Here is a 12,951-nt window from a genome sequence, read left to right on the forward strand (position 1 = left end):
TCCTAAGAGATCGGTTTTTATTAAATAATTATTCAGCAGCTTTCGCGCGAAGAACCATTTGTAGGATACCACCGTGACGGTAGTAGTCTACTTCTACTTCTGAGTCGAAACGAGCTAAAGCTTGGAAAGTTTTAACTGTGCCGTCTTCAGATTTAGCAGTAACTGTTAAGATATCACGTGGTTTTACATTGTCAGTAATATTTACAGAGATTTCTTCTTTACCAGTTAAACCTAGAGAATCAGCAGATTCACCGTTTAAGTATTGTAAAGGAAGAACACCCATCATTACTAAGTTAGAACGGTGGATACGCTCGTAAGATTGTGCGATAACAGTTTTCACGCCAAGTAGGAATGTACCTTTCGCAGCCCAGTCACGAGAAGAACCCATACCGTAGTCGTTACCAGCAAGTACTACTAAGCCAGTACCTTGCTCTTGGTATTTCATACATGCGTCATAGATGTACTCTACTTCGCCTGTTGGCCAGTAAGTAGTGAATCCACCTTCTGTACCAGGAGCTACTTGGTTACGGATACGGATGTTAGCAAATGTACCACGCATCATAACTTCGTGGTTACCACGACGAGAACCGTATGAGTTGAAGTCACGGATTGCAACACCGTTTTCGATTAAATATTTACCTGCAGGTGTATCTTTACCGATGGCACCAGCTGGAGAAATATGGTCAGTTGTAATTGAGTCACCGAACTTCGCCATAATGCGTAAGCCATTTAAGCCTTTAATTGCTTCTGGCTCTTTTGCAAGACCTTGGAAGAATGGTGGGTTTTGGATGTAAGTTGATTTGTCATCAAATGTGTATAGAGACTCAGTTGATGTTTCAATTGCATTCCATTTTTCGTTCGCTGTGAATACAGTTTCGTATTCTTTTTGGAATAATTCACGGTTAACGACAGTACCTAATACTGCATTAACTTCTTCAGTTGAAGGCCAGATATCAGCGAAGAATACTTCGTTGCCATCTTTGTCTTTACCGAATGAATCTTTTTGTAGGTCGATATCCACAGTACCAGCAAGTGCATAAGCAACAACAAGTGGTGGTGAAGCTAAGTAGTTAGCTTTTACAAGTGGGTGTACACGGCCTTCGAAGTTACGGTTACCAGAAAGTACAGACGTTACGAATAAGTCGTTGTCTTTGATAGCGTCTTCGATTTCAGGAAGTAATGGACCTGAGTTACCGATACATGTTGTACAGCCGTAACCTACAGTGTTGAAACCGATTTGGTCAAGGTATGTTTGTAAACCTGAATCTTCAAGGTAACCAGTTACAACTTTAGAACCTGGTGCTAAAGAAGTTTTTACCCATTTAGGAACAGTTAAGCCTTTTTCTACAGCTTTTTTCGCAACTAAACCAGCAGCGATTAATACGTATGGGTTAGATGTATTTGTACAAGAAGTGATCGCAGCGATTGCTACAGCACCTGTTGGGATTTCTACATCACCTTCAGCAAATTTAGCTACAGAAGTTTTTTCGAATTCAGCTTCAGTTAAACCGAAACCTTGAGTACCTTGTGGAGCCACTACTGCTTCTTTGTAACGAGAACGCATTTGAGATAGTGGAATTAAGTCTTGTGGACGTTTAGGACCAGAAAGGTTTGGTTCGATATCAGCTAAGTTTACTTCTAATACGTCAGTGTAAACTGGTTCTAATGTAGGATCAAAGAACATGTGGTTAGCTTTTAAGTAAGCTTCTACAACCGCGATGTGCTCTTCGTCACGACCAGTTAAACGCATGTAGTTTAATGATTCTTCGTCAATTGCGAAGTAACCACATGTAGCACCATATTCAGGAGCCATGTTAGAAATTGTTGCACGGTCAGCTAGTGGTAATTTAGATACGCCAGGTCCGAAGAACTCAACGAATTTACCAACTACGCCACGTTGACGTAAAACTTGTGTTACTTTTAAAGCTAAGTCAGTAGCAGTCGTTCCGTTTGGAAGATCGCCAACTAATTTAACCCCGATAACTTCTGGGATTGGGAAGTATGAAGGTTGACCAAGCATACCTGCTTCAGCCTCGATACCACCAACGCCCCATCCAAGAACGCCGATACCGTTAATCATTGTTGTATGTGAGTCAGTACCTACTACTGAGTCTGGGAATGTTTCAAATGTGCCGTCAGCATTTTCGTTTACGTGTACAACTGGAGCTAAGTACTCTAAGTTTACTTGGTGAACGATACCTGTTGCTGGTGGTACAGCACGGAAGTTATTGTAAGCAGTTTGAGCCCATTTTAAGAAGTTATAACGCTCAGCGTTACGTTCAAATTCAAGGTCCATGTTTGCTTGTAATGCACTAGCATTACCATATTTGTCAACTTGTACTGAGTGGTCAATTACAAGGTCAACTGGAATAGCAGGGTTGATTTTGCTTGGGTCGCCGCCCATTTCTTTCATTGCAGAACGAAGAGATGCAAGGTCAACTACTACTGGTACACCAGTAAAGTCTTGTAATACTACACGAGAAGGTTTGAATGGTACTTCAGCTTCTGGATTAGCACCGTTACCCCATTTTGCTAATTCGTTTACGTGTTCTTCTTTGATAACATATGCATCATATTGACGTAAAACTGATTCTAATAATACTTTGATTGAGTAAGGAAGGTTTGAAACTTTTGCAACGCCAGCTTTTTCAATCGCAGCTAAGTCATAGTAATTGTAAGTTTTACCATTAACTTCGAATGATGCGCGGCTGTTGTGTAAATTACCTTGTGCCATTTGCGGATCCCCCTAAATATCTTTTTGAAAAGGCCTATGTAAAGCATCTTTTCTCCACCACCCATGATAACGTATTTATATTCATAAGTAAATTACATTAATATTATCTTTTTCGATAAGTATTTCTTATGACAGGTAATGTTTTTTGTTTATTTTACATGAATGAGCGAATTTGTGACGAAAATGACATATTTCAGCCTAATTTATTGTGAACATTTCTTTAAAAAATATTCAAAGATAGTTTTGAACAATAGTAAAATTAGTTGTTTACTATAAAAATACAAGGAAGAAATCCTTTATTAGTAAAATCCTTCCATAAAGAAGGGATTATAAAGAGCGCTAAATTTGTGGAACAACTAATTATAGCCCCTTTTCCACGAAGATGAATAGACATTCACTTTGCATTCCCTTTATGATAGAATAGAACTAGTGTTTTTTATAGATAAATAATGTATTTTAGAGAAAATCTAGCTTTCTTAGGGGGATTATTTATATGGAGCGAACACAGAAAATAGCACCAAACTTTTTTTGTATTGATACGCATGATTTAAATCGTAAGGAACGAACAAGCGCTTATTTACTAATTGATGAAAAGATAACGTTAATCGAAACTTCCGCTAGTCCTTCTGTTCCTTATATAATAGAAGCTTTAAATGAATTGCAAATTTCTTTAGAGGATATTGATTATGTCATCGTGACCCATATTCATTTAGATCATGCTGGTGGTGTAGGCCTGTTCTTGCAAAGTTGCCCAAATGCGAAGCTAGTCGTACACCCCCGTGGTGTGACACATATGGTAGATCCAAGTCGGCTTATTGCTAGCGCAAAGTCTGTCTACGGAAAAGATTTTGAACGCCTTTTTGATCCGATTTTACCGGTTGCACCAGAACGTATTATGGAAGCTGGACACGAGGATATTTTGTCATTAGGAAATCATCAATTAACATTTTATCATACGGAAGGTCACGCAAAGCATCATATATCGATGCATTACTCTGCTACGAACGGCTTATTTGTAGGCGATACTACGGGCGTCTGTTATCCAGAAATGGCGGATGAAGCAATTGATTTAATCATTCCTTCCACTTCTCCCAATCAGTACGACCCAGCAACAATGGAACTGTCCATACAGCTATATGAAGCATTAAATGTTCAACAATTGTATTTTGGTCACTATGGTGCCTATTCAAATCCTGCTGAAGCTTACCGTCAAATTCGTTACTGGACGCCATTGTTTTTAGCTGAGGGTGAAAAGGCACTAGCTGCATCCGATATTTTGTCAGAACAGGTTAAACTTTTGGATGCGGGATTACAAGCGCTCTTACATCAATATCTTGAAAACAATGGTATTGCAGAAAACCATCCAGTCTATCAAACAATACCTTTTGATACAGTCGTATCAGCAATGGGCATCCTCGATTATTTACAAAAGAAAATCAAAGTTTAATGCCTAAAAAGAATCTGCTTGCTTCTCTTTTATTTGAGAAAACTGGCAGATTCTTTTTCATCCTTCATGATTGAGATGCTCGAGCACAGCAAGGAAGTTCTGTTTCTCCCCAATTGCTCGGAAATTTCTAAATGGATTTCCCATAACTTTCATTCGCTCTAGAACAGCATGTATTGAAAATAGCTCCGGTCGAAGTTGGTCATTTACTTCATCCCAATGTAATGGTGTTGCAACTAACCCCAATGGATTCCCTCGTGTAGAAAAAGGTGCAATGATTGTTTTGCCTTCCGCATGCTGAACATAGTCTAAATACAGTCTGTTCTGACGATTTTTTTTTAAGCGCTCAATTGTATATAATGCTGGCTTTTGTTCACATAAAAAATGACAAACAAACGATGTAAATTCCCGCACTTGCTCATAGGAAAACGTATTAAATGGCAATGGAATATAAACTTGTAGGCCTTTACCACCTGACGTTTTTACGAAGGATTGTAGCTTAAAGTAGTCAAAGATTTCTTTTAAATGAAGTGCCGCACTGACCGCAAGTGAAAATGCCTCGACGGACGGCGGGTCTAAGTCAAAGACAATCTCTGTCGGCTTTTCCGTATCGATTGTTTGAAAAGGAATGTGGAATTCTAAGGCAAGCTGATTACCTAGCCACAATAAAGTTTCGATATTATTGCATAGTATACTCAGCTGATCGCCAATCCTTATCGTTGTAACAAAATCTGGGACATGCTCTGGACTACTTTTTTGATAGAAACTCTCTCCAGGTACACCATGGGGAAAACGGATAAGTGTAATCGGTCGATTGTATAAAAAAGGCAATATAAAGGGCGCAATCACTTGTAAATAGTGCAAATAAACATCTTTAGTTATATCAATGTCTGGCCAAATTGGCTTGCTCGGATGGGTTACTTGTACACGTTCAGGTATCGGCATCAGCTGTCGTTGCATTTGTTGCCAATCGCATTCCTGTGGCTCCTTCTCTAACCTGAATGCATGAAATCGTGGTTCTCTCAATTTTTTGCCATCAAAATCGATACAGGCAATATCCACACAAATGGAAGGTTCTAATTGCCATGTCTCATTTTGTTTGTGACCATTTGCTTGAAAAAACGCAATAAGCGTGTTCATTTCTTCCGTTTTCATGCCATGTTTAAAAACCGCTACTTCTGTTAACTCGCCTTGTTGAAGAACACAGCCATGAAAAAAGCCATTGCCCTTATCATATTTAGTGACAATTACCGTGACAATGCGCCAGTTTTTTATTTTTATCCAATGGGTAGCCCTTACATTCTCTTGCCACTTACTATTCTTCTTCTTGGCGATAATCCCTTCACCTTGATTACTTGTAATCAAATGCCATAATGTTTGACTATCTTCAAAAACATCAATGGCTTGCAAGCGTCGATTTTCTTCATAATGAATAGAAGTAGGCAACTTCAATGTCGTAAAAAGAGTAGCTAGCTGCTGTTTACGGGTCTTTAAATAGCGATTCGTTTGGCTTTCCCCTTTTATAAGCAATAAATCAAAGACAATATAATGGCAAGGAAACGCTTCTGCATGTGCAGCAATCGCTTCATTATTTTGCATTCTGCCTCTTTGTTGAACTTTTGAAAATTCACTTTTATAATCATTCGTTAAATAAACGAGTTCCCCATCAAGCGTTAAAGGTAAATATGCTTTTATTTCCTCATAAAGCTTTTGACAATACGCCATTATTTCCGGAAATAAGTGATTAAGAACATTGCCATTTCTACTTATTAAAAACGGTTCCGCTTCAGCCCATTGTAATATACAGCGGAATCCATCGTACTTTGTTTCGTACAGCCATTCTTCTCCTATTGGTGGTTCTATTGCTTCAGTTAATAACATCGGTTTGATAACGCTCACCTACTTTCTGTTTTATATACTGTTTTCACGATTTCTATTTAGCATACATAAAAACCATCAAAATATAACATAGTAAGAAAAACGAGGTGACAATATGCATACAGTTTGGAAAGGCAGTATATCATTTGGTCTTGTCAACATACCTGTTAAACTACATGCTGCGACTGAAAATAAAGATATTAAATTACGACAACTTCATAAAGAATGCCACACACCTATTAGCTATAAAAAAGTATGTGAAGGCTGCAATAAGGAAGTAACAGATGAAAACATTGTGAAAGCATATGAGTATGCAAAAAATAAGTTTGTTGTGCTGGACGCAGAAGAGTTAGAAAACTTACGGAAAGAAAATGAAGATAAGGCGGTTGAAATAATAGATTTTGTAAAATTAGGCGAAATTGATCCTATTTATTTTGAACGCACTTATTTTTTATCGCCTGATACTACCGGCAGTAAAGCATATGCGTTATTACGACAAACATTAGAGGAATCCGGAAAAATTGGTGTGGCTAAAATTATTATTCGTTCCAAAGAACAGCTTGCCATCGTACGCGTCTATCAAAATGCGCTCGTAATGGAAACCATTCACTTTCCCGATGAAGTACGCAGCGTGCAAGATGTTCCGAATATTCCAAGCGAGCCAACGATTGTCCAAAAAGAATTGGACGCTGCCTTAATGCTAGTAGACCAGCTAACAACTGTGTTTGAGCCAGAGAAATATACTGATGAATACCGTAATGCACTAATGGAACTAATAGAGGAAAAGAAAGTAACCAATACAGTTTCTGCAAGCGATAAACGTCCTCTTCCTGATAACGTTACCGATTTAATGTCAGCGCTCCAAGCTTCTTTGGATAAAACAAAAAAACCTGCCCCACGAAAAAGAGCAACGAAAACGAAGAAAAATGCCTAATGAATACTTTTGCTCATACAAAAGACATCGAGAAGACTACTCTCGATGTCTTTAAATTGTATTATGGCAATGAATCGTTATCCTGCTACTAGATACTTCTCCAAGCTTGTAAATACGATATGCAACGACCAAGTGGGTTTGCGCAGATTTTGGAGCTTCTCTTGATAACATACATGAGCTTAAATTTGCCTCATTTGGTTGGGTTGTACGATAGCACAGTATGCTCGTCGCTTATCCACATTTAGAGAGAGACGTTAACGTTAGGATGCATTCCTATTTAAGCGTTCATTGAATGAAAGGAATGGAACTTTATTAATTGTTCAATGCTTTTACTTGAGCCAAACCCTCTTTCGTTTTCTTTCATTAATCCAGTTGCAGTTCTTCGATATTTACGGTTAATTTATTACGCAGAATATATAGAACGCTTATGCCTATTAAGAATGTTAGGAAATCACCTATAAAGATTGACCAAATGATACCATGGAATCCAGCGATACTACTCATAAAAAATAATATTGGTATCATGATGAGACCTTGTGTCAGGGACATAATCATTGCTGCTTTTCCTTGACCAGTCGCTTGGAAAATTCCGATGATAAGGAAGGTAAAACCAGTGACGAAAAGTGATAGGAAAATTACTTTTATTACATAACTCCCTAATTCAATTAACTGCGGATCCGTTGTAAAGATACCGACAAAATGACTCCCTAGTAAAAATACAAGAATCGCAAAGATAGCTGCGATAATCGCTACCGTAATACTTGTAAATGTTATTGTTGATTTCATGCGTTGTTTATTTGCAGTAAAGTTATAAGCAATTAAAGGTACTACCCCTTCACAAAGCCCCATGATAATTAGTTCAGGAAATTGTAGAATACGTTGTGAAATACCATATGAAGCGACCGCCGCATCACCATAACTCGCTGCAAAATTATTAAAGACTAACGCTGTTATACCCATTAGAGCACTCATTAGCGCAATCGGAATGCCGATTTTTAATACTTCGTAAACGACTGATTTTTCGATTTTAAAATATTTTATTGAAAATGTTAAATACTCACTCTTCCGGATAATATGCCAGCTATAATAACTTACAGCTCCGATATTTCCAATAAGTGTCGCAATGGCTACGCCTGGAACACCCCAGTGGCAAGCGAAAATAAAAATAGGATCTAATATTAAATTAATACCTACACTGATAAACATGCCCACCATTGAAACTATGGCAGACCCTTCTGCACGCACTAGTTGCTCTAATGAGAAGTTTAAAATAATAATAGGTGCACCAATTAACATCACTAAAATATATTGCTTTGTATAATCAAAAGCTGCTGCACTAGCGCCGAGCCCAGAAGTAATACTATCCGTTGCGATAAGTCCGACTAGCATTGCAATAATGCCCAATGCAATAGAGGCATAAAACGAAAATGATGAAACTTCTTTTATTTGTATATTCTTTTTTTCTCCAAGTAGACGGGAAATAAAAGTACCGCCCCCTACACCGATGAGGTTTCCAAGCGCCATTAATACAGCAAGGACGGGTATAGTTAGTGTGATGGCTGTCATCATTACAGAATCATGTAATAAGCCAATAAAATAGGCATTTAATATTGTATAAATGACACTGACTGACATGCCAAGCATCATCGGTAATGAGAAGTGAGCAACCGCCTTTGCGATAGGTGCTTTCTCAAAATAATAAGTGTTTTCCATAGAAAATTCTCCTTCGGTAATTCGTTAGATATCTAACTAAATAAGCAGAAGAACTGACTTCATCAGCCTTCTTATCCTAAATTTTTTATAATACGATTTAACAATTCTACCAGTTGTTCTTTTTCTTCTTTTGAGAAGCCCTGTGTCATTTCGTCATCTAGCTCCTCAAAAAACAATTGAAAGTCTTTGACGATGGCCACGCCCTTAGGAAGCGGCCGAATTATTTTACGACGTTCATCGGTTAAATCTACTTTCCGTTCAACCAAACCTTTTTTCTCAAGATTCGTGACGATACTTGAGATAGATGACCCTCTTCGTTGAAAGACCTTCTCCATATGTTTTTGCGTAATGCCCTCTTCCATATGAGCAACTAAGTAGTCTAGCGCGTGGCCTTGTTCAATCGTAATATCATACGACTCAAGCTTTTTATCACCCCGCTGTTTCATTTGATGACCAATCATACGAATTTGAAACTGATAATTGACCTCTTTCATCGTATCACCTTTTTCAATTAGATTTTGCTATTAGTTAGATTTCTAACTAATAATAAAACACCGACTTTCGGAAGTCAATAATTTTAGTTAGAAACCTAACGAAATAAGGTGCCTGGCACTAAAACAATTGCGAATTTTCGTAATAGTTCGAGTGCCTGGCACTTCTATGATTGGATAACTAATTACTATATGCTAAAATTTACAAAAAGAGAGAAGAGGTGTGCATTATGGCGACTATTGAAGACTTTACAGCACTTGATATTCGAATCGGTACTGTTATTCAGGCCGAAGAACTACCGAAGGCACGAGTTCCTGCAATTAAAATGCAGATTGATTTTGGTGATCCGTTAGGAATTAAGCAATCTTCCGCTCAAATTACAAAGCGCTATATGCCACAAGACATCATAGGCAAACAAGTAGTAGCAATTGTTAATTTCCCACCCCGTCGAGTAGCAGGTTTTAAATCAGAGGTTCTGGTGATTGGCGGTGTTCCGATAGAAGGCGATGTTATTTTATTAACACCCGATCAACCAGTTGCAAATGGCACTAAAATTAGTTAAAGTTATCATTTCAATTAAACTTTACCTATGCCATTTTAATAAAAATTTTAACTTTTAATCTACTGTACAGACAAATGGCTAATCTTTGAGAGCGTCCTCAGCATATTAATAGTAGTGTAAAGCTTCTCATACAGCCTTACAAAAACTCTCCTGTTTTAGAGTCACTTCAATCACGAAGTGGCTCTTTTCGTTATGAAAAAATAAATATTGGAAAAAAATTGTGCATTTTATTTAGTACAAATTCCACACAATTCAATTATTGATGAATGTGTGATAGACTTAAAAATTAGTGCATATAGCCTTCCTCATATTTGGTTGTCTATTTTTCGATATTAACTTTACAATAAATCATTAATTTAAAGATCGTGAGCGATTACGAATAGAAAAGGATGAAAAGCAATTGCGTAACGAACAACAGAACAAGAAATATATTTACACCTATGTACATCATGTAGACGAATACGATTTATGCAGAATGGAGATGCGTGCATTTTTCAATCACGATTCCAAATCAAACTTTATAATAAGCAATGTAGAAGTCGACCCTAGTCGCAGCCCTTTTATAGAAGATCGTCTAGAAGTGCTAGTTGAAGAAAATAGTATCGACAACCTCAAGAAAATAATCGAGCATTTCAAAGTGGATGCGAAAACTTTTAAAGTAGTTTGTTTAAATACGTTTGAGATTGGTAATACGAAGAAAATCCCACAGTCGGAGCGCCGATTGATTGAACGTGAATTAGGCTTACTTATTGAGGGCGAACCCGATTTAGATCATCCTGAAGTGATTTTTGGTTTGATCTTATTAGATGACACTTGGTATTTTGGCATACATAGCAAAAGTGAATCCATTTGGCGTAAACATTTACACAAACCACATAGCTATTCAACTGCGCTTAGTACAAGAGTTGCACGTGCAGTTGCAAACATCGCTGTTCCACGTCCCCAAAATATTCATGCAATTGATCCATGTTGTGGAATCGGGACGGTCATAATCGAGGCTCTTTCGATGGGCATTAAAATTGAGGGACGAGATATGAATCACTTTGTATGCCAAGGTTCTCGAGAAAACATTGCTTATTTTGGATTACAGGGCAAAATTACTTTAGGCCCTATTTCAGAAGTAACCCAACACTATGATGTAGCCATAATTGATTTACCTTATAACTTATTTACACATGCAACACGCGAAGATCAATTTGATATTATCAAACATGCGCGCCGCATTGCGGATAAAGTTGTTATTGTGTCAATTGAAACAATAGATGACTTGATAGCTGATGCAGGATTGGTTATTTTAGACCGCTGCATGGCTAAAAAGCAAAGGTTTTTACGCCAAATTTTATTATGTAAATAACTTATTTTTTGGATAAAGTATTCGAGCTGATTTTTTTCGTTCAAGAATTACATGCATCAGCTCGAATATGCAAAGCTATACTTTACAAATAAACAATACAACCTCTTTCCTCTAACTCCCCTAGCCACGTTGGTATTTGCAAGTCATGATTCCATCGAAGATCTAGACGTTCTAAACCTTCTATTTCCATTAGAGATTTCGGTAGTTCCGTAAGAAGATTACTGCGTAAATCAATCTCTATTAAATTTTTTAATTGTCCAATCTCTTCTGGTAAAGTTGTCAATTGATTATGCCTTACATTTAACCGTCTTAGTCTTAGACATTTCTGTATCGATGTAGGGATTGCTTGTAATTGATTTTCTTCCAAGTCTAACACCCGGAGTAATGCTAACTCCCCTATAGTTGCGGGAAGTACGGCAAGTTGATTGTTTTTTAAATGCAATTCTTTTAAGTTGCGTAAACTACCAATCGTTGTCGGCAAAGCGGTCAATTGATTATTAATTACACGTAATTCTACTAGTTTGCCTAATTGCCCAAGTTCTTCTGGCAGTTCTTTTAATTGATTATCGCTAAGATTTAAATATTTAACTTTTACGAGTTGGGCGATTTCAGATGGGATGGATTGAAGCTTATTATTGTGAAGATATAAATAATCCTCCATATTATGAAGATTGCCAATTTCAGGTGGTATGACTTCGATATTATTATGTCCTGCGTCCAGCATAACAAGTTCTGTTAACTCCCCTATCCTAGCAGGCATTTGACTAATTTTATTAACCGATATATTTAACGTTTTTAAGTTTTCCATGTTGTAAATTGCAGTAGGTATTGTCGTGAATGCATTATCGAATACGCTTAAATGTGTGATTGCTTCTAACGGTCCTTCTATTTTTGGTAACGCGTTTAATTTCATACGGGGGAAGTTTAATTTCATTCGTTGTTCTCCTTGTTTGTTTCATATATATTCTTTAAAAATTAAATGTAAATAATCGCCATGCCCTCGACTTAGTTCTACTTCAGCTTGTGAAGAAATCCAAAAATAATGAAACAAAAGCCCATCCTCATCCCCTCCACCTATTGGAGCGTAATCCCATTCATCTCGTGTTTCGCAAACTTGTATTTTGTAAAAAAATCGATTATGTATAATACCATCATCATTTTCCCAAAAGTCTTCTGCAAGTAACTTTTCGACTTTGAAATCTTTCAATCCTGTTTCTTCTTGTATTTCCCTTATAACAGTATGACTAGTGCATTCTTGCGGTTTTACAGTACCTTTAGGAATCTGTATGCCCGCTTCCAAAATGGAATGACGAAAAACTAACACCTGTATTATACCGTCATGCTCACGCGTTATATAGCCATAAGCTTTTATTATCGACAATTTTAAGCTCACCCTTATTTGATTTTTAAAGCTTCTTTAATCGCCCAGCTTTGATGTATATGAAATAATTTTTCTTGAGCTTGAGTAGGCTCAACCCATCTAAGAAAGTGACCTTCTTCTAGAGGAGCAGCAACTTGTTTCCCTTTGTCGCATAAGTAAAAAAAGCCATCGCCAAGATAATATTTAAATTCATTTGTGGAATAAAAATATCTCCTTGCACGACCTTCAAAATGGCCGACTGTTATAGCCATTCCCATTTCTTCAAGTGCTTCTCTTTTCAAGCATTGCTCATGGGTTTCATTATTTTCCAGACCCCCTCCAGGAAGAAAATACTTGCCATCACTTGTTTGAATAAGCGCTATTTTATTTTGCTGATTGAACATTAAACAATAGACAGCAGCTCTGTATATGTAATCTATACCTTCTTCCTTTTTACCGAACGTTTTAACATCCATTATA

11 protein-coding genes are annotated in these 12,951 nt (G+C 37.3%); 4 read left to right on the forward strand and 7 right to left on the reverse strand.

Annotation, left to right across the window (positions count from 1 at the left end):
* Nucleotides 1-28: 28 nt before the first annotated feature.
* Nucleotides 29-2,734, reverse strand: a complete 2,706-nt coding sequence (gene acnA, locus ACIQXI_RS06235) for an aconitate hydratase AcnA (RefSeq protein WP_402922645.1) — start codon at nucleotides 2,732-2,734, stop codon at nucleotides 29-31.
* 493 nt (nucleotides 2,735-3,227) lie between these two features.
* Between acnA and ACIQXI_RS06240 the strand changes: the two genes are divergently transcribed.
* Nucleotides 3,228-4,181, forward strand: coding sequence for an MBL fold metallo-hydrolase (locus tag ACIQXI_RS06240; RefSeq protein WP_402922647.1), 954 nt, complete (start codon nucleotides 3,228-3,230; stop codon nucleotides 4,179-4,181).
* A gap of 57 nt (nucleotides 4,182-4,238) precedes the next feature.
* Here the strand turns inward: ACIQXI_RS06240 and ACIQXI_RS06245 are convergent, their stop codons facing one another.
* Nucleotides 4,239-6,068: a DNA ligase D gene (locus ACIQXI_RS06245; protein WP_402925680.1), complete on the reverse strand. Its 1,830-nt coding sequence runs from the start codon at nucleotides 6,066-6,068 to the stop codon at nucleotides 4,239-4,241.
* A 103-nt stretch (nucleotides 6,069-6,171) separates the two neighbouring features.
* Here ACIQXI_RS06245 and ku point away from each other — a divergent pair, with 103 nt between their 5' ends.
* Nucleotides 6,172-6,990, forward strand: a complete 819-nt coding sequence (ku, locus tag ACIQXI_RS06250) for a non-homologous end joining protein Ku (protein WP_402922649.1) — start codon at nucleotides 6,172-6,174, stop codon at nucleotides 6,988-6,990.
* Between the two features lie 363 nt (nucleotides 6,991-7,353).
* Here the strand turns inward: ku and ACIQXI_RS06255 are convergent, their stop codons facing one another.
* Nucleotides 7,354-8,703 (reverse strand): MATE family efflux transporter, encoded by a 1,350-nt coding sequence (locus ACIQXI_RS06255; protein ID WP_402922651.1) that lies wholly within the window; start codon nucleotides 8,701-8,703, stop codon nucleotides 7,354-7,356.
* A gap of 71 nt (nucleotides 8,704-8,774) precedes the next feature.
* On the reverse strand, nucleotides 8,775-9,197 hold the full coding sequence (locus ACIQXI_RS06260; protein ID WP_402922653.1) for a MarR family winged helix-turn-helix transcriptional regulator: 423 nt from the start codon (nucleotides 9,195-9,197) through the stop codon (nucleotides 8,775-8,777).
* 227 nt (nucleotides 9,198-9,424) lie between these two features.
* Between ACIQXI_RS06260 and csaA the strand changes: the two genes are divergently transcribed.
* A complete protein-coding gene (gene csaA / locus ACIQXI_RS06265; protein ID WP_402922654.1) occupies nucleotides 9,425-9,757 on the forward strand; it encodes a chaperone CsaA in 333 nt (110 codons plus the stop codon).
* Nucleotides 9,758-10,157: 400 nt separating this feature from the next.
* Nucleotides 10,158-11,111, forward strand: a complete 954-nt coding sequence (locus ACIQXI_RS06270) for a TRM11 family SAM-dependent methyltransferase (RefSeq protein ID WP_402922656.1) — start codon at nucleotides 10,158-10,160, stop codon at nucleotides 11,109-11,111.
* 82 nt (nucleotides 11,112-11,193) lie between these two features.
* On the opposite strand, the gene ACIQXI_RS06275 is transcribed toward ACIQXI_RS06270, so the two are convergent.
* The 3 genes from ACIQXI_RS06275 to ACIQXI_RS06285 are packed head-to-tail and all read right to left on the reverse strand — an operon-like array spanning nucleotide 11,194 to nucleotide 12,947.
* On the reverse strand, nucleotides 11,194-12,045 hold the full coding sequence (locus ACIQXI_RS06275; protein ID WP_402922658.1) for a leucine-rich repeat domain-containing protein: 852 nt from the start codon (nucleotides 12,043-12,045) through the stop codon (nucleotides 11,194-11,196).
* Between the two features lie 21 nt (nucleotides 12,046-12,066).
* Nucleotides 12,067-12,492: an NUDIX hydrolase gene (locus ACIQXI_RS06280; RefSeq protein WP_402922660.1), complete on the reverse strand. Its 426-nt coding sequence runs from the start codon at nucleotides 12,490-12,492 to the stop codon at nucleotides 12,067-12,069.
* Nucleotides 12,493-12,506: 14 nt separating this feature from the next.
* Nucleotides 12,507-12,947 carry an NUDIX hydrolase gene (locus tag ACIQXI_RS06285; RefSeq protein WP_402922662.1) on the reverse strand — a complete coding sequence of 147 codons (441 nt, stop codon included), beginning with the start codon at nucleotides 12,945-12,947 and terminating at the stop codon, nucleotides 12,507-12,509.
* Nucleotides 12,948-12,951 lie beyond the last annotated feature (4 nt).

The organism is Lysinibacillus sp. NPDC097195 (assembly GCF_044762075.1).
Taxonomy (GTDB): domain Bacteria; phylum Bacillota; class Bacilli; order Bacillales_A; family Planococcaceae; genus Lysinibacillus.

What these genes read in the sequence shown, in the direction of transcription:
- acnA (WP_402922645.1), bottom strand. Translation starts at nt 2,734, where the DNA reads ATGGCACAAGGTAATTTACACAACAGCCGCGCATCATTCGAAGTTAAT.
- ACIQXI_RS06240 (WP_402922647.1), top strand. Translation starts at nt 3,228, where the DNA reads ATGGAGCGAACACAGAAAATAGCACCAAACTTTTTTTGTATTGATACG.
- ku (WP_402922649.1), top strand. Translation starts at nt 6,172, where the DNA reads ATGCATACAGTTTGGAAAGGCAGTATATCATTTGGTCTTGTCAACATA.
- ACIQXI_RS06255 (WP_402922651.1), bottom strand. Translation starts at nt 8,703, where the DNA reads ATGGAAAACACTTATTATTTTGAGAAAGCACCTATCGCAAAGGCGGTT.
- ACIQXI_RS06260 (WP_402922653.1), bottom strand. Translation starts at nt 9,197, where the DNA reads ATGAAAGAGGTCAATTATCAGTTTCAAATTCGTATGATTGGTCATCAA.
- csaA (WP_402922654.1), top strand. Translation starts at nt 9,425, where the DNA reads ATGGCGACTATTGAAGACTTTACAGCACTTGATATTCGAATCGGTACT.
- ACIQXI_RS06275 (WP_402922658.1), bottom strand. Translation starts at nt 12,045, where the DNA reads ATGAAATTAAACTTCCCCCGTATGAAATTAAACGCGTTACCAAAAATA.
- ACIQXI_RS06285 (WP_402922662.1), bottom strand. Translation starts at nt 12,947, where the DNA reads ATGGATGTTAAAACGTTCGGTAAAAAGGAAGAAGGTATAGATTACATA.